This window comes from Streptomyces albospinus, from assembly GCF_014648695.1.
Taxonomy (GTDB): Bacteria; Actinomycetota; Actinomycetes; order Streptomycetales; family Streptomycetaceae; genus Streptomyces; species Streptomyces albospinus.
On sequence record NZ_BMRP01000002.1, the window covers coordinates 177,253 to 193,195 of the forward strand.

The 15,943-nt window shown below is 72.2% G+C and carries 11 protein-coding genes and 2 pseudogenes; 8 read left to right on the forward strand and 5 right to left on the reverse strand.

All coding sequences use genetic code 11. The features are described 5' to 3' along the window. Positions 1 to 9 precede the first annotated feature (9 nt). Complete coding sequence (locus tag IEZ17_RS04150; RefSeq protein ID WP_189296482.1) at positions 10 to 1,038, forward strand: LCP family protein; 1,029 nt, start codon at positions 10 to 12, stop codon at positions 1,036 to 1,038. After that, entirely contained in the window at positions 1,035 to 2,930 is a 1,896-nt protein-coding gene (locus tag IEZ17_RS04155; RefSeq protein ID WP_189296483.1) for an acyltransferase family protein, read from the forward strand. The genes IEZ17_RS04150 and IEZ17_RS04155 overlap by 4 nt, the downstream gene beginning before the upstream one ends. Positions 2,931 to 3,341: 411 nt before the next feature. Here the strand turns inward: IEZ17_RS04155 and IEZ17_RS04160 are convergent, their stop codons facing one another. Together IEZ17_RS04160 and IEZ17_RS04165 are read right to left on the reverse strand one after the other, a co-directional pair. Next, positions 3,342 to 4,376, reverse strand: a complete 1,035-nt coding sequence (locus IEZ17_RS04160) for a hypothetical protein (protein WP_229851826.1) — start codon at positions 4,374 to 4,376, stop codon at positions 3,342 to 3,344. Between the two features lie 258 nt (positions 4,377 to 4,634). After that, the gene (locus IEZ17_RS04165; protein ID WP_189296485.1) at positions 4,635 to 5,603 is read right to left on the reverse strand and encodes a C1 family peptidase; all 969 of its coding nucleotides are present in this window, start codon (positions 5,601 to 5,603) and stop codon (positions 4,635 to 4,637) included. 868 nt (positions 5,604 to 6,471) lie between these two features. On the opposite strand from IEZ17_RS04165, the gene IEZ17_RS04170 reads away from it, so the two are divergent. Continuing rightward, positions 6,472 to 7,086, forward strand: a complete 615-nt coding sequence (locus IEZ17_RS04170) for a CAP domain-containing protein (protein WP_229851827.1) — start codon at positions 6,472 to 6,474, stop codon at positions 7,084 to 7,086. A 414-nt stretch (positions 7,087 to 7,500) separates the two neighbouring features. Here IEZ17_RS04170 and IEZ17_RS04175 read toward each other — a convergent pair whose 3' ends face one another. Next, positions 7,501 to 8,319 (reverse strand): hypothetical protein, encoded by an 819-nt coding sequence (locus IEZ17_RS04175; RefSeq protein ID WP_189296489.1) that lies wholly within the window; start codon positions 8,317 to 8,319, stop codon positions 7,501 to 7,503. A 384-nt stretch (positions 8,320 to 8,703) separates the two neighbouring features. Here IEZ17_RS04175 and IEZ17_RS04180 point away from each other — a divergent pair, with 384 nt between their 5' ends. The 5 genes and pseudogenes from IEZ17_RS04180 to IEZ17_RS04195 all read left to right on the forward strand — a co-directional run bounded on the left by IEZ17_RS04180 (position 8,704) and on the right by IEZ17_RS04195 (position 14,332). Next, positions 8,704 to 9,399: a TetR/AcrR family transcriptional regulator gene (locus IEZ17_RS04180; RefSeq protein ID WP_229851829.1), complete on the forward strand. Its 696-nt coding sequence runs from the start codon at positions 8,704 to 8,706 to the stop codon at positions 9,397 to 9,399. A 502-nt stretch (positions 9,400 to 9,901) separates the two neighbouring features. Then, positions 9,902 to 10,744, forward strand: a pseudogene (locus IEZ17_RS45200) (MbnB/TglH/ChrH family RiPP precursor modification enzyme); the annotation flags it as partial. Positions 10,745 to 11,027: 283 nt separating this feature from the next. Next, positions 11,028 to 11,426: pseudogene (locus IEZ17_RS45205) on the forward strand (SCO6045 C-terminal-like domain-containing protein); the annotation flags it as partial. A gap of 189 nt (positions 11,427 to 11,615) precedes the next feature. Continuing rightward, positions 11,616 to 12,482, forward strand: a complete 867-nt coding sequence (locus IEZ17_RS04190) for a TIGR04222 domain-containing membrane protein (RefSeq protein WP_189296491.1) — start codon at positions 11,616 to 11,618, stop codon at positions 12,480 to 12,482. A gap of 143 nt (positions 12,483 to 12,625) precedes the next feature. Next, on the forward strand, positions 12,626 to 14,332 hold the full coding sequence (locus IEZ17_RS04195; protein ID WP_308427582.1) for an alpha/beta hydrolase: 1,707 nt from the start codon (positions 12,626 to 12,628) through the stop codon (positions 14,330 to 14,332). Between the two features lie 113 nt (positions 14,333 to 14,445). Here IEZ17_RS04195 and hemQ read toward each other — a convergent pair whose 3' ends face one another. Together hemQ and IEZ17_RS41985 are read right to left on the reverse strand one after the other, a co-directional pair. After that, a complete protein-coding gene (gene hemQ, locus IEZ17_RS04200) occupies positions 14,446 to 15,180 on the reverse strand; it encodes a hydrogen peroxide-dependent heme synthase (RefSeq protein WP_189296493.1) in 735 nt (244 codons plus the stop codon). A 2-nt stretch (positions 15,181 to 15,182) separates the two neighbouring features. Continuing rightward, on the reverse strand, positions 15,183 to 15,943 hold a 761-nt coding region (locus IEZ17_RS41985; protein ID WP_229851830.1), incomplete at its 5' end, for a protoporphyrinogen/coproporphyrinogen oxidase.

A 15,943-nucleotide genomic window follows, 5' to 3' on the forward strand; every position in this document is an offset into this window, starting at 1 on the left:
TGCTCCCCCATGGACTTCGCCCGCAGACGGACCCCGCAGCGGCCGACGGCCCGCAGCCGTCGTATCCGCTTCGCGGCCTGGACGGCCGCCGCCGCACTGACCGCCGCAGGCGTCGGCGGCTGGCTGCTGTACGCCGGACTCGACCACAACCGCACAACGACCGACGTGGATGCCGCGCTCGGCGGCGAACGTCCCCCGCGCGCCGCCACCGGCGCCCTCAACATCCTGCTGCTCGGCTCCGATTCACGTGCCGGGCAGAACCAGCGCTACGGCACGGACGAGGGCAGCGCCCGATCCGACACCGCGATGCTCGTCCACCTCGCCCGGGAGCGCACCAGGGCCGTGGTCGTCAGCATTCCGCGCGACACCATGGTGGACCGGCCCGCCTGCCCGCTGCCCGGAGGCGGCACCGCACGCGCCGAAGGCCCCGTGATGGTCAACACCGCCTTCGAGGTGGGCGGACCGGCCTGCGCGGTCAAAACGGTCGAGCAGCTCGGCCAGGTGCGCATCGACCACGTCATCAGCGTCGACTTCAACGGCTTCAAGGAGCTGGTGGACGCGGTCGGCGGTGTGCGGATCACCACGGACACCCCCATCCACGACCGCTACAGCCACCTGGACCTGGGCGCCGGAAGCCACCTTCTCGACGGCGAACAGGCACTGGGGCTGGTCCGCACCCGGCACGGCGTCGGCGACGGCAGTGACCTGGCGCGCATCAGACTCCAGCAGGCGTTCATGACCGCACTCGCCAGGCAGTTGACAGGCTCCGGCCTGCTCACCGACCCGGTACGGCTCTACAAGGTCGCCGATACCGCGACCCGTGCGATCACCACGGACCAGGGCCTGAGTTCCGTCTCCGACCTGCTGGGGCTGGCCCGCTCGCTGGCCGGGCTGAAGCCGTCCGACACCGAGTTCCGGACGCTGCCCGTCGGCCCCTACCCGCCGGACCACAACCGCGCAGCCGTCAAACAGCCCGAGGCCGCCGCCCTGTGGCGCGCGATACGCAACGACACCCCGGCACCGGCGCGGGAGAAGTGAGCACGACCATGACCGACTTCTCGCAGCCGACCGCCTACCGGCTGTCCTCACACCGGCGACGGGCGGCGCCGCTGCCGCCTTCGGACACCTCGGCCGCGTCCCGCCGGTACGCCTTCGGCCTCGACGGCCTGCGTGCCCTGGCCGTGACCGCCGTCGTGGTCTACCACGTCGATCCGGACTGGCTGCCCGGCGGCTTCCTCGGCGTCGATGTCTTCTTCGGGCTCAGCGGCTACCTGATCACCGACCTGCTGCTTGCCGAGCGGCACCGGCACGGCCGCGTCGACCTGCGCGGCTTCTGGTTGCGCCGGGCCCGCCGCCTGCTGCCCGCACTCGGCGCGCTCGTGCCGACAGCGATCGCCGCGGCCACCGTCTGGCACCCGCACCGGCTGGCCTCCGGCATCGACAGCCTGCCGTCCGTGGCGACGTTCACCAACAACTGGTGGCAGATAGCCACCAACGCCTCGTACTTCGCGAACTTCGGTCCTCCGCCGCTCTTCCTGCACCTGTGGACGCTCAGCGTCGAGGAGCAGTTCTACCTGCTCTGGCCGCTGCTCCTGCTCGCCCTGCTGCACTTCCTGCCCCGGCGCGCTGTCCGGGTGTCCGCCGTGCTCCTCTGCGCCCTCGTCTCGATCACCGCGATGGGACTGCTGTACCAGCCCGGCGACGACCCCTCCCGCGTCTACTTCGGCACCGACACCCATGCCTTCCCCCTGCTGGGCGGCGCCGCGCTGGCCCTGCTGCGGCCCTCCGCCACGCTCCCACCGCACCGGACGACCGTTTCCGGCACCGTCGCCGGAGCCGGCGGGCTGGCCCTGCTCGCCGTGCTCGCGTGCACCCTCTCCCACGACCAGGACCGCCTCTACCCCGGCGGCTTCGTCCTCGCCGCCGTGGCGACCGGTGCCGCAGTGTTCGGCGCGGTACAGCCCCGAGGACCGCTGCCCACCCTGCTGGGCGCGCCCCCGCTGCGATGGATCGGCAAGCGCAGCTACGGCATCTACCTGTGGCACCTGCCGCTGATCTCGCTGGCCACCCCGGACCGTATGACTCCGGCGGACGCACCCCTGAACGCGATCGCCGCCGCTGTCGCCTCCGTCGGACTGGCGGCGCTGTCGTACCGCTGGCTGGAACAGCCCATCCGGCGCCACGGACTGCTGGGATCGCTCCACCGACTGTGCCGGGGCTTCACCCCGGCGGCCCGCCACCGGACGAAGAACATCCTGCTGACCTGCACCGCCGCCTGCTGCTCCGCAGCGGTGGGGCTCGTGGCGAGCTGCGGGTTGGCGGCAGAGCAGGACCGGACCGACACAGCTGCCGCCGCCACGCAGGCACAGCAGCCTCCGGCACCACTGCCCGGGGCGTCCCCAGGCCACCCACCGAACACCACGCCCACCCCCCGGCAGACCGTGCCCCCGGGAAAGGTGTCCGCGATCGGCGACTCGGTCATGACCGCCGCCGCCCCGGCCCTGAAGGCGAAGTTCCCCGACATCCACGTCGACGCCAAGATCGGACGCCAGTTGACCGCCGCCCCCCAGGAAGTCAACACCCTGGAAAAGCAAGGCGAGTTGGGAGACACGGTGGTCATCGGCCTCGGTGCCAACGGCACCGGCGGGGTGCCGGACCTGCAAGCCGCCATCGACGCCATCGGCCCCGGCAGACGGATCGTCCTGGTCACCTGCCACGTCCCGCGTTCGTGGCAGGACTCGGTGAACCGGGCCATCGGCACCGTAGCGGCACGCAACCGCCATGTCGCCGTCGCCGACTGGAACAAGGCCATCACCGGCCACGAAGTCCTGCTCGGCGACGACGGCGTCCACCCCGGCCCCGAAGGCGGCCGGCTCTATGCCGACACCATCGCCACCGCCCTGGCCACCCTCCCGGCCGCCGGCCACTGACCAGGGGATGTCCGGCGAGTCCGGGTGGCGTGATTCCGGGCTCGGAGGTGCGGAGTGGTGTGACCGCGCACGGAGCGTCCGCCGCCTGCTGAACGGGGCAGCGGCCGGCCGGCGGCTGCGGCTGGACTGACAGCTCCGAGCCCCGGGGGTGGGGCCGGCTCGGCCGCCCGGCTGCGCAGCACGGTACCGGGCAGCGTGATCACGTCCCGGACCGGCACGGCGACGATGGACAGGGACGTCGAAGGGTCGTCCGTCCCCGACGCCGTGCAGGCCGCGGCGTCGGATGGCCGAACCCCGGGTCAGGAGCCGAACCGCGTGTTCGAGCGGCACGGCCCAGCCGCCCCTTCCGTTCGGGAAGAGGCCGCCGGCAAGGACCTCGGTCAGGGCGCCTCGCCGACGGCCCACCTCGCGCTACCCGTTGGACGTGTGGCGCAGTCGGCTCCGGCGGCGGGTGGCCCACAGCGCCCCCGCACCGACGGCGAGGAGACCGGCCGCTGCACCCGCGATCTGTGCAGCAGGACCGGATCCGGTTTCGGCGAGTCCGTGGCCGGGCGAGACCGTCACGCTCCCCTTGCTCTGTGGTGCCGGCCCCACCGAGTTCGGGGAGGTGTGCGGGGCAGGACTCGGGCTCGGCGGCGGCGTGGTGCGTGACGTCACCCGGGAGCCGCTGCCGGAGACGTAGCCGCGGGTGACGTGCGTTCCCGTCCCGCCGTTCACGGCATGGTAGTTGGACCGGCCGACGCAGTCGCCGTACTCGTAGTTGGCCTTGGTCCCGCCGCTCAGGCCGCCCGCGTCGGTGGTCGTCGGTCCGCCGAAGACCGCGTCGGCCCTGGGCATCGTCGAGCAGCTGGGCACCCCGGCGTAGTACTCGACGAACCCTCCCTGGGAGCCCTGTATATTGCCGCTTCCCGCCGGCTGGCTGTAGGTCCCGATGTGGGTCGAGGCGCCTGTGACCGTGTCCGTTGCCTTTCCGGTCCAGGTGTCGGTCCCGGTCCGCGTGACCGTGATGGCGTAGCGGTGGCCGTAGACGCCGTCGAAGTCGACCCCGCAGCTGACACCGGGACCGTTGTCCGCCCCGAGATGGCAGTTCGCGTCGGTGGTGGAGGCGCCCGCGGTGAAGGTGGAGAAGACGCCGTGCAGCCGCTCCCTGCCGCCGCTGTTGCTCCGCGGCTGCAAACCGGTGTAGCCCGCCCCGTGGGCGAAGCTGTACTGCTGGGCGAAGTAGACACCCGCCTCGTGGGCCGTGGCCCGGTTGACGGTGAGAGGGAAGGTGATGTTGGTCAGACCCGAGGCCGGGGTGTGGGGGATCGACCAACCGACCGATACGTTTCCGCCGCCTACCAGGTGACCGGCGGCCGACGCCGACGCCGACTGGGGCGTCACCGTCAACAGCCCTACCGCCGCGGCGGCTACGGCACATCGACGGGCAGTCCCGACTACTGACATTCGCTGCTCCTGTTGTGTGGGGGATCACCGTTCTACCTCGCGAGGTGCCGGGTCCGCACCGGAACAGTGCCATCGAATTCCCTACCCGGCAGGCGACTTCCGCCGCTGCCCCTCACCCTCAAGGGCTCAGGGAGCCGTCCCCGAGGGGGCAACACCGGCCTCCAGGATCACAGCCGGACCCTGGAGGCCAACGTCTACGTGAAGCCCCAACTCACCGGCGGCGTCACGGCCGGTGGGCCCCGTCCGTGCGCCAGGGCCTCACTTCTTGACGAGCTTGCCGACGGCGTTGGCCTCCCACACCTGGTCGGCCAGGTACTTCCAGGAGAGGTTGATGTATCCGTGGTCGCCCCAGCCGGTGCCCCAGGAGTTCTCGACCCTCACGCCCTTGCTGTTGTAGCCGACGATGGTGATCGCGTGTCCGCCCGCGTACGGCTCACCCGCGGCCGGGTAGTAGCTGTAGGAGGCGGCCTGCTGCGGGGTGAGGTAGAAGAAGCTGTTGTACACCGGGATCGCGATGTTGACCGGCTCGCCCTTGGCCAGCGCGGCCTGCACGTCGGCCTTGATCTGGCTGCCCTTGTGCAGCGGCGTGTAGCCGGACAGCTTCCACTTCGCGGCGTTGCGTATCTCGTGGGCGGTCGGCTGGGTGGTGTAGTCGAAGTCACCCTGCCGGTAGTCGGACTTGGAGTCGACACCCTGTGTGGTGGCGATCTTGAAGTGGTCGATGGGCGTGGTGCCCACGTTCTGGCCCTTCACGATCTGGCTGTAGGTGTACATGGGCGCCTGAGGGCCGCCCTTGATCCCCTGCTCGTGCTCCAGGATGCTCATGGCCGAGTGGTCGATGGACCAGGCGACGCACGACCCGACCTGGCCCTGGTCACCGGGGGTGGCCGCGTACTTGGTCAGGTCGACGCTGCGGGGAAGGCCGGCGCTCTTCTTGGCGCCTGCGGTCCGGCTGGGGGCGATGGCCTCCAGCCGCGACTCAACGGGCTTGCCGAGCTGGGCCTGACGCCACGTCGAGTGGGACGGCAGGGCGCCGAGACCGAACGGGTGCTTCTTGCTGCTCGGCGTGTGTGCCGTCCGGCCGGAGTCCTGGGTGGGGCCGGGCTGGGCGGGGCTCGCGTTGGAGACGCCGACGGTCACGGCGCCGAGCACTCCGGCCGCGCCGATCGCGATGACCGTGCGCTTCTTGCCGCTGACGGCCTTCCACTTGTGGGAGGTACGGCTCATGGGTGTGTTTTCTCCTGTGATTGTCAGGGCCCTGACAGATACGCAACTCGCGCGTCCGGGGCCGGTTCAGGGGGTTGCGCTTGCGGGGTGTCAGCCCATGACGGTGGCCGACGCTGTCGCGTCAGGGGTGCCGAGGCCGTGGGGACGTGCCCGTCGGCTCATGGCAGCCATAGGCGTCCGCGCAGGGGAGGTGTGCAGGGCCAACAGGCCGACGCAGCACCTTCAGTGACGCCTACTCAGCGTGAGGTCGTGAATCGGTGGTGAGGCGTGTTCGCGACGCCAGGCCCAGGGGGCGGGATACCGGTGCGGCATGCGGGACGGGGGCCGCTGGGAAGTGGCGCCGGCCGAGGGCGGCGGGACAAGGGCGTCGAGGAACGGAGTTGTCGGGATTCCGCGATGCCGTGCGCGGTTTCCGCGGAATCGTGGCGTGCGAGATCGAGGTGAAGGCAACAACATTCCTACCTGGGTGAGGGTTGACGGGAAAGCCTGAGAGGTGCCCTTGCAGCGGGGCGACGTTCGCCGTACGACCCCGGAAGACGGGAAAACTGGGGGCGCGGCCCGATGAATTCACGGATTCCGCGGCTTTCGTGAACCGGACTCTTTCGAGGGCATGCCCAATGAGCAGTGGAAGTTAGTCGAGCCGCGCGCCGGAAAACAACCCCAGGTGACGGCCGTCACAATCCGGCCGTGTCGATGTGGCGGAATGACCGGGTTCGCCGGGGCTCCCCGGAGAGCCGGAAAAAAAATTCCCCGGTTTCCGTTATCCGGCCCGGCCTGGCAGGTCTCCCAGATGTCGGCGCACTTCACGGCGCAGGCAAACACACACGCAGTTCCCCGGCATCCCACGCACACCAGAAGGAGTACATCCATGAGCCGTGGTTCCCATCGCTGGACCCGAATAAGCGGCAGGTCGCGCGCCGCCGTCGCCGTGGCCGCCGCGGGCGTGGTCGGCCTGGTGACCGTCGGGGTCTCCAACGCGGGTCCCGTCACCATGAACAACCACACTCCCCCGCCCGCCGACGCGTCCCAGCCGGCCCACGCCGCGGCCGGCAAGGCCGACCACCGGTCCGCCGACCACGAGGTCCTGGCCGAGATCAACCGGGCCCGCGCCGCCGACCACCTGCCGCCCCTCACCGTCACGCGCGGGCTCACCCGCAGCGCGACCAAGCACAACCACCTGATGGGCAGCGGGTGCGGCATGTCCCACCAGTGCCCGGGTGAGCCCTCGTTGGGCGACCGGGTGACCGCCGCGGGCGTGCACTGGATGGCCGTCGGAGAAAACATCGGCGAGATGCCGTCGGGTCCGCGCGCCGGGCAGATCGCTTCGGCCGCGGTCGGCCTGACCAAGGCCATGCTCGCCGAGAAGCCGCCGAACGACGGCCACCGGAAGAACATCCTCAGCCGGAGTTTCCGCCACGTCGGTATCGCCGTCCACCGGAGCGCCAACGGCACCGTCTGGCTCACCCAGGACTTCTCCAACTGACCTGCCACCGCACGAGTCACCGACCGCCGCCTGCGCTGCGGGCAGCAAGGAGATCGACAGCCCGAGTACCACTCGGGGCCTGGGTTGCCGCCCGATCGCCCGCGCCCGCACTGCTGTGCGCGCTGGGTGTGCCGGTGTCGCCACGCGTGCCTGTCGCATTCATCGGAGATCGCCCGCCTTGTCCGTGGACGAGGGTGTGCGCATGCCCTGGCGGTGATCGGTTTCCGGCTGCTCCTCGGGGGGGCGGGAGATGACCGCGCCGGCTCCCTTCTCCCCGCACGCCGCGCCCGTCGGCGCCGACGTACTGGATCAGGCGGGCGCGTTCCTGTTGAGGTGGCGCGGCGGGTTGATGTCCACTCGGGAGCGGTCCCTCTGCTTGCGGCGGACGGGCACACCCCAGGCGGGGTGCGCTGGTCAGCCCTCGTGGCGGTCGGCAGAGGGCTGCGACTGCTCACCGGAGCCGAAGCTGTAGTGCACTACCACCGTGGAGTGCCGGCGGCCGGAGTCGCCGTGGTCCACGAAGTTCACCAGCTGGTCGTCGATCCAGGCGTCGAAGCGGTCATCGGCCTTCCGGTACCGGTCGAAGCCGCCGTGGTCCGGGCCGCTGTACCAGCGGTCGGCGTCGCGGTGGCCGAGCCGGTCTTCGTAGTGACGGACGGTGAACTCGTACGGCCGGTGGCCGGTGTTGAACCGGTAGGTGGGCAGGTACGCGAACCGCGCGGCGGCGTCGGAGGCGTCCAGGACATAGCGGGGTTCGATGATCAGGTACCGGACGGAGGCGGGCAGACCGTCTCGCATGATGACGCGGTACTGGACGTGGGCGGGGTCACGGCGGATGTGCTCGATGCCGGCGGTAGGGGCGTACAGCACGCCGCCCTGCGTCGCCAGGGAGACCTGCACCCATCGTCCGCTTCCGTCCAGGCGTTCCAGGCGCACGTCGGCGGCGGACAGGTGTCGGCCGTCGGGCGCGGTGATGCGGATCTGGAGGGCCCGCGTGCGGTCCACGCCGCTGCCGGGACGGACGGTGAGCTCGCCCTGACGCTTTTCGGTGCGCGGCGCGTCCGTGGAGACGGTCACCGTGTGCGCGGCGGCGCCGTTCGCCGCGGCGGACGGCTGCGCGGGGGTGGGCTGGGCGGCTGCGAATGCCGGGCCGGCGATACCGAGAGCGGCGGCTCCGGTCAGGAGCAGGGAGGTCGCCGCGGTGGCGGCCCGACGTGCGGTGGTGCGTTCCATGGTTCTTTCCTTCATTGCTCAAGGGCCTGGGCGGGCATCGGTGGGGTGATGCGGGTCCGACAAGGGCCCCAGGTGGGGGGAAGCTATGGGGGACGGGAAGAACGTTTAACGTTCAACAATCTCGACGCTAGCACGCGAAGCGGAGGGACGCCTCATGTTGCGCGGTGAGATCCGCACCACACCGCTCGACCTCCACCACGGGACGGGCGGCCCCCTGACGCCCGGCATGGCACCACAGGCACCCAAGGCGGAGACATGCATGACGGTGCCCCCCTCTCCACCCCCACTGGCGCGGTGATCACATCAGCCGAAGGGGCTCCTCATGCTTCGCGACGCCGACAGAACGCAAATCGGAGGGGTGCCTCACGTTGTAGGGTGAGGTCCATGGCGCACCGGTCGACGACCACCCCACCCACCCCCGCCACGGCGGCGAAGACGCCCGCCAGGCGGTTGCGCCGCGACGCGCAGCGCAACCGGGACGCGATCATGGCCGTCGCCCGTACCGCCTTCGCCGAGCAGGGCCTGAACGCCTCACTGGAGGGCATCGCCCGCCAGGCCGGTGTCGCGATCGGCACCCTCTACCGCCACTTCCCCACCAGGCTCGACCTGGTCGAGGCACTCTTCACCGAGAAGTTCACCGAATGGGTCGAGACCGGTGAGCGGGCCGCCGCCATGGACGACGCCTGGCAGGCGTTCTGCCTCCACCTGGAGAAGTTCTGCGAACTCCAGGCACGCGACCGCGCCTTCAACGAACTGGCCTCCACCCGGCTGCCCCTTACCGCGGTCACCGGCCAGGTACGCGACCGCGCCCACGAACTCACCCACCAGATCCTCCACAACGCCCAGCGGCAGGGGATGGTGCGCGACGACATCACCCCGGAGGACTTCGCCTTCATCATCTGGTCCCAGGCGGGCATCATCCAGGCCACCTGCACCGTCGCCCCCAACGCCTGGCGGCGCCACCTGCACCTGATGCTGGACGCCTTCCGTGCCGACCGTGCACACCCCCTGCCCGAACCACCCCTGACGCCCAGCCAGGTCGATCAGACCCTCACCACGGTCGGCGGCTGCACGGAATAACCTCCGGTGCGTCGACGGAGGCCTCACGAGGCGAGCACATTGCGGACCCGGCGCAGCCGCTCTCTCGCTATGGGGCGCCGGCTCCTCGGATCCCACGCACCGGAGCATCGTCGAACGGGAGCGGGTCGATACAGCGCACGTCTCCCGGTTGCCCCGCTGCTTCGCCGCACCACCCGCACGAGCCTGCCGGGAGCCCACATGCCCGCACAGCACTCTGGCGCCCCGGCGTCCCTGGCCGTCCAAGCCCTGTCCCCGGACGATCCTCGCGAGGCCGCCGGCTACCGCCTCCGCGCGCGGCTCGGCGCGGGCGGCATGGGCCGCGTCCACCTGGCCTACGCCCCCACTGGCCGCCCGGCCTCCACCAACGTCGACCCACCGCCCCCACCGACCCACCGACCCACCGACCCGAAGCTCAAATCAAGCTCTGAACCGCGTAGATGCATGATTAGCCCGCCTTGACGAGGTCATGAGTACTGCGACCACGGAGCAAGAGGGGGGAGCAATGGAGCGGCTTGGTACGGGCATCGGCTGGCGGCCGGAGATCGCTGCGGAGATCGCCGCACTGCCCGGGGTGGACTGGGTCGAGGTGGTGGCCGAGAACGTCTGCCCCGGTCATCTGCCGTCCGCCTTGCAGGAGTTGCGCGAGCGCGGCACGACCGTCGTACCGCACGGGGTCTCGCTCGGCCTCGGCGGTGCCGACCGTCCGGACGCCGGACGGCTGGCCGCGCTCGCCGAACGTGCCACGGCCCTGGGCTCCCCACTGGTCACGGAGCACATCGCGTTCGTCCGCGCCGGCGGTCCGCTGACCGCGTCCCCGGTCATGGAGGCCGGGCATCTGCTGCCGGTACCGCGCACCCGCGACGCGCTCGACGTGCTCTGCGAGAACGTCCGGATCGCCCAGGACGCGCTCCCGGTGCCGCTGGCCCTGGAGAACATCGCCGCGCTCATCAACTGGCCCGGCGAGGAGATGACCGAGGGCCACTTCCTGTCCGAGCTCGTCGAGCGGACCGGCGTACGGCTGCTCGTCGACGTCGCCAACCTCCATACGAATCACCTCAACCGGGGCGAGGACCCGGCCGCGGCGCTCGACGAACTGCCGGTCGAGGCCATCGCGTATGTGCATGTCGCGGGCGGTGTCGAGCGCGACGGGGTGTGGCACGACAGCCATGCCCACCCGGTCACCCAGCCGGTGCTGGACGTGCTTGCCGAGCTCTGCTCCCGGATCGCCCCGCCCGGTGTGCTGCTGGAACGCGACGACGACTTCCCCGAGGGCGGCGAGCTGGCCGGTGAACTCGACGCGATCCGCGCGGTGGTGAAGGGAGGTGTCCGTCATGCGCAGGCGGCTTGAGCCGGTACGAGGAAACGAGGACCCGGAACGGGAGGGCCAAGTCCCGGAACGGGAGGGCCAAGTCCCGGTACCGGAGGGCCAAGTCCCGGTACCGGGAGGCCGGGTCCCGGAACGGGCCGGGGACGGCATCGTCCCGGCGGACGAGAGGGACACCCTGGGCCGCGACGAGGCGGCGACCCCTGACGTGCCGTCCCCGGGTGCGATCCGCCCGCAGCCGTCGCCCGGTGCCGGCGGAGCCGAGCGGCGCCCGGCGTCCTCCACCGACGCCGCGCGGGAGCGGCTGGCGCTGGCGCAGACCGCGCTGCTGTCGGCGCTGGTGGCGGGGACGCCCGCGCCGGAGGGCTTCGACCGCGGCCGGCTGCGGGTGCAGAGCCGGGCGCTGACCGCCAAACGAGCCGCGGTCGTCGCCAAGGTCGCCCCCGAACTCCCGGAAATCCTCGGCGACTCCTACCGTCCCGCCTTCCTCGGCTACGCCCGGCACCGCCCACTGCGCGGCGGCTACCGCCAGGACGCGCTGGACTTCGCGGCGTATCTGCTGGCCCAGGACCGCCCCGAAGACCCGGCCGCGCGGCAGCAGTTGACGCGCTGGTGGCGCGACCGGGCGGGCCCCCGGCCGCCGTCCGCGCACCCGGCGGCCCGGCTCGCGCGCGCCCTGCGGCGTACGCTGCACCGGCGTTGAGAGCCACCCCCCGCAACCCCAACAGGCGGCCCCTCGACGGGAGATGCCCCACCCGCACCCCATCCCCCCAACACGACCACCGGCCACCCGCCGACCGCTGCCCGCCGACCGCCCGCCCCATCCGCCCCCTCGTCCACATGCTGAGAAACCTCATGGCGGTCGGCCTGACCGTCCCGTAGAACCACGGCCATGTGGCTCCTGTTCCTGCTCGCCGCCTGGGTGGCGGCGGTCGTCTCCTGCGTGCGCCTCTGCCGCCGGGCGGCCGTCGCGGGCCGGCCCCTCCAGTGCGCTCCGCCGGCACCGCCGGACGGCGGATACGCCCCGACCACCGCGCCCCTCGGCACGGGCACGGGCAACGGCACCGCCGCGGCCGACCCCGCCGCCACCGCCGACGCCCCCGGGCTCACTCTCTACGAGACGGCCTACCTCTCCGGCGGCCCGCACCGGCTCGCCGATGTCGTGCTCGTCCTGATGGCCCAGGAGCGGCGGCTGCTGCTCGCCCACACCGGGTGGGCCACGGTCGTCGACCCCGTCGGCCAGGACCCCGTCGAGCAGGCCACGCTCACCGCCATAGGGCCCGGGGGCCAGCGCCGCATACCCGCCATCCGGGGTGCCCTGGCCACCGCCGAAGCGGTGCGCGGGGTGGCCGACCGGCTGGTCCGCGCCGGTCTCGCGCCGCCCGGCGCGGCCCGTACGGGCATCCGCGACGCGGTCCGCCAGGTGCAGGGCGCCGCCCTCCTGGTCCTGCTGGCCGCCGGGGCGACCTACTGGACGGCGCCGCCCGGCGCGGCTGCCGGGCCGGTGCTCCCCTGGTTCGCGCTGCCGCTCGTGCTCACCCTGGGCACCTGGGCGATCGCCCGCGCCGAGGCGTACCCGTACACCTCCTGGGCGACCGAGGCGGGCGCGGCGCTGCTGCGGGACAGGGACGGCGGCGTACAGGACGGCGGCCCGGCGCCCGGTTCCGGCCCCACCGCCCTTACGGGGCTTGCCCTCCACGGGCCCGCCGCGCTCGGCGATCCCGCCTTGCGCGCGGCGCTCCACTCTTCCGGGGCATAGCGTCCGACACCGGAGCGTGGTGCTTTACTTCGTCACCATCTGGCCCAACTATCCCTTTTGTATGCACACCGTGCGGCCTAGTACAGCGAGCCCCTCCCGGGAGGCACGCACCGCGCGCCACGCACCATACGAAGGGACGGCTCGTGAGAGCACTTGCGTTGTACGGCGCCCTCGGGTCGCTGGTCCTGACCTCCCTCGCCACCGCACCGGCGGGCGGTGCGGCCCGGGACCCGGCCGCACCGCCCGCCCCCGTCCACCCCATCGCCTTCGGCCGCTGCGCGGCCATGGAGCGCCTGCCGGCCACCGTCGAGTGCGGCACCCTCGCCGTGCCGCTCGACTACGCGCGCCCCAACGGCAAGAAGATCCGGCTCACCGTCAGCCGGGCCCGTGCCACCGCGCCCGGCGAGCGGCAGGGCGCGCTGGTCTTCAACCCCGGCGGCCCCGGCGCGTCCAGCATGCTGTTCCCCCTCTACGGCGCGCTGCCCACCTGGCGCCGGACCGCCCGCGCCTATGACTTCGTCGGCTACGCACCGCGCGGGGTGGGGCGTTCGGCACCGCTGTCCTGCCAGGACCCGCAGGAGTTCACCAAGGCGCCCACGGACAGCCCGAAGTACCCCGACGCCGCCTTCAAGCGCCGGAAGATGGCGGAGGCCAAGGCATACGCCCGCGGCTGCGCCCAGCGGGCCGGGGCCGATCTGCCGTACTACAACTCCGTGAACAACGCCCGCGACCTGGACATGCTGCGGGCCGCGCTCGGCGAGCGGAAGCTGACGTTCATCGGCGCGTCCTACGGCACGTACTTCGGCGCCGTCTACGCGACGCTCTTCCCGGGCCACGTCCGCCGGATGATCTTCGACAGCATCGTCAATCCGCAGCCGCAGCAGATCTGGTACCGCAACAACCTCGACCAGAGCGTCGCCTTCGAGCGCCGCTGGGGCGACTGGCTGCGCTGGGTCGCCAAGCACAACAGCACCTACCGCCTCGGTACGACCAAGGCGGCCGTCCAGCGCGCGTACGACACCGCCGTCGAGCAGCTGCGCCGCAAGCCGGTCAACGGCAAGATCGGGCCGGGGCAGTTGCAGGCCGCGTTCCTCAAGACCGGCTACAACGACGCCTTCTGGCCGATGCGCGCCGAGGCGCTGTCGAAGTACCTGCACGGCGAACCCAAGCAGCTGATCGCCCAGGCCATGCCCTCGGGCGACGGCAAGGACGAGGAGAACTCCAACGCGGTCTACACGGCGGTCGAGTGCAATGACGCGACCTGGCCGCGTGACTGGAGCACCTGGGACCGGGACAACACCCTGATCGCCCGGACCGCGCCGTTCGAGACCTGGGACAACGTCTGGATGAACCTGCCGTGCGCGTTCTGGCCGGACCGGCATCGAGCGGCCCGCGCGGAGGGCGACGACGCGGTGCGCGGCACGGCCGACCGCGCGGCGCAGGGTGCGCTGGACGCCGACGAGCCGGCGGACGCCTCCCTGTATGCCGGCGCGACCGACCTGGACGACGCGCTGCACGGCCGGCGCCGCCCGCTCGACATCCGGACCGAGCCCGGCGCGCTGCCCCCGGTGCTGCTGCTGGCGGCCGAGCGGGACGCGGCCACGCCGTACCCGGGCGCGCTGGAGCTCCAGCGGCGGCTGCCCGGCTCCTCGCTGGTCACCGAGCGGGACGCGGGCACCCACGGCATCGCGTTCAACAGCAACGCCTGTGTGAACGCCTACGTCGAGTCGTATCTGGTGCGCGGCAAGGTCCCCGGGCACCGGGTGTACTGCGGCCCGCGCGCGGAGCCGGTGCCGGGCCAGCCGCCCCAGCGGGCGCGGCAGTTGGTGCAGCAGGCGCAGGGCAAGTAGCGGCCGGGATCCCGCGGCGCACGAAGCGCGGCGAACGGCGCACGACAAACGGGCCGTCCCCGAGGGGGCGGCCCGTTGCCCTGGGTGCCGCCGGTTCCGGACCGGCCGGCGGATCAGGCCAGGCCCGCGACCAGTTCGGCGACCGGCTTGCGGCGGCCCGTGTAGAAGGGGATCTCCTCGCGGACGTGCATCCGGGCCTCGGAGCCGCGCAGGTGGCGCATCAGGTCGACGATGCGGTAGAGCTCGTCGGCCTCGAAGGCCAGCACCCACTCGTAGTCGCCGAGCGAGAACGACGGCACGGTGTTGGCGCGGACGTCCGGGAAGCCGCGGGCCATCTTGCCGTGGTCCGCGAGCATCCGGCGGCGGTCCTCGTCGGGGAGCAGGTACCACTCGTAGGAGCGCACGAAGGGGTAGACGCTCACGTAGGCGCGGGGCTCCTCGTCGGCGAGGAAGGCCGGGATGTGCGACTTGTTGAACTCGGCGGGGCGGTGCAGCGCCATGTTCGACCACACCGGCTCCAGGGAGCGGCCCAGACGGGTCCGGCGGAAGAGGTTGTACGCCTCCTGGAGGGCGTCCGAGCTCTCCGAGTGCCACCAGATCATGAGGTCGGCGTCGGCGCGCAGGCCGGACACGTCGTACGTGCCGCGGACCACCACGTCCTTGGCGGCGAGCTGGGCGAACAGCTCCTCGACCTCGTCGGCGTAACCGCCGCGGTCCTCGGGGAGGACGTCGCGCAGCTTGAAGACCGACCAGAGGGTGTAGCGGATGACCTCGTTGAGGTCCTTGGCCTTCTTGCCGGCGTTGGGGATCTTTTCGGGGGCGGTGGAAGCGTCTGTCATGTGGTCCATTCTCACTCTCCTGTGGCGGGGCCCGCCGCCAGGGTCCCGAGGATCTCGTCGGCGGCGCGCCGCGCCGAGCCGATGCAGGCCGGGATGCCGACGCCGTCGTAGAGCGCGCCGCACACCCGCAGCGGGCCGGGCGCGGCGGCGACCGCGGCGCGGATCCGGTCCACCCGCTCGACGTGCCCGACGGCGTACTGGGGCAGCCCGCCGTCCCAGCGGGTGACCGTGGTGGCCACCGGCCGGGCGGCCAGGCCGACCGCCGCGCCGAGGTCGGCGAGCGAGAGCTCGACCAGCTCGGCGTCGTCCCGCTTGAGGTCGGCGTCGTCGCCGTACCTGCCGAGGGAGGTACGCAGCACGAAGAGGTCCCGATCGGCCCGGGCGATCCAGTCCCACTTGTGGCTGGCGAAGGTCGACGCCTTGATCCGGTGGCCGTCGACGGGCGGTACGAGGAAGCCGCTGCCGCCGGGCACCGTGCCCAGGTCGGAACGGTGGAAGGCCATGGTGACCAGCGCCATCGAGGCGTAGTCGACGGTGTCCAGCTCGTCGGCCGCGGCCGGGCAGCCGTCGCGGAGCAGCCGCGCGGCGGCGCGCGCGGGCGCGGCCACGATCACGGCGTCCGCCGCGATCCGCCGGTCGCCGGCCTCGATCCGCCAGCCGTCCGCGGCGGTCCGGCGCAGCTCCCGTACCTCCGTGCGGAGCAGGATCTCGCCGCCGTCCCGGCGTACCGCGTCGGCGACGGCGCCCGGCAGGGTCCCGATGCCGCCGTCGA

Bases quoted from the DNA above. Each gene is read 5' to 3' on its own strand.
- hemQ (WP_189296493.1), bottom strand. From the start codon at position 15,180: ATGGACCACATGACAGACGCTTCCACCGCCCCCGAAAAGATCCCCAAC.
- IEZ17_RS04160 (WP_229851826.1), bottom strand. From the start codon at position 4,376: ATGTCAGTAGTCGGGACTGCCCGTCGATGTGCCGTAGCCGCCGCGGCG.
- IEZ17_RS04150 (WP_189296482.1), top strand. From the start codon at position 10: ATGGACTTCGCCCGCAGACGGACCCCGCAGCGGCCGACGGCCCGCAGC.
- IEZ17_RS04170 (WP_229851827.1), top strand. From the start codon at position 6,472: ATGAGCCGTGGTTCCCATCGCTGGACCCGAATAAGCGGCAGGTCGCGC.
- IEZ17_RS04180 (WP_229851829.1), top strand. From the start codon at position 8,704: ATGGCGCACCGGTCGACGACCACCCCACCCACCCCCGCCACGGCGGCG.
- IEZ17_RS04175 (WP_189296489.1), bottom strand. From the start codon at position 8,319: ATGGAACGCACCACCGCACGTCGGGCCGCCACCGCGGCGACCTCCCTG.
- IEZ17_RS04165 (WP_189296485.1), bottom strand. From the start codon at position 5,603: ATGAGCCGTACCTCCCACAAGTGGAAGGCCGTCAGCGGCAAGAAGCGC.
- IEZ17_RS04190 (WP_189296491.1), top strand. From the start codon at position 11,616: ATGTGGCTCCTGTTCCTGCTCGCCGCCTGGGTGGCGGCGGTCGTCTCC.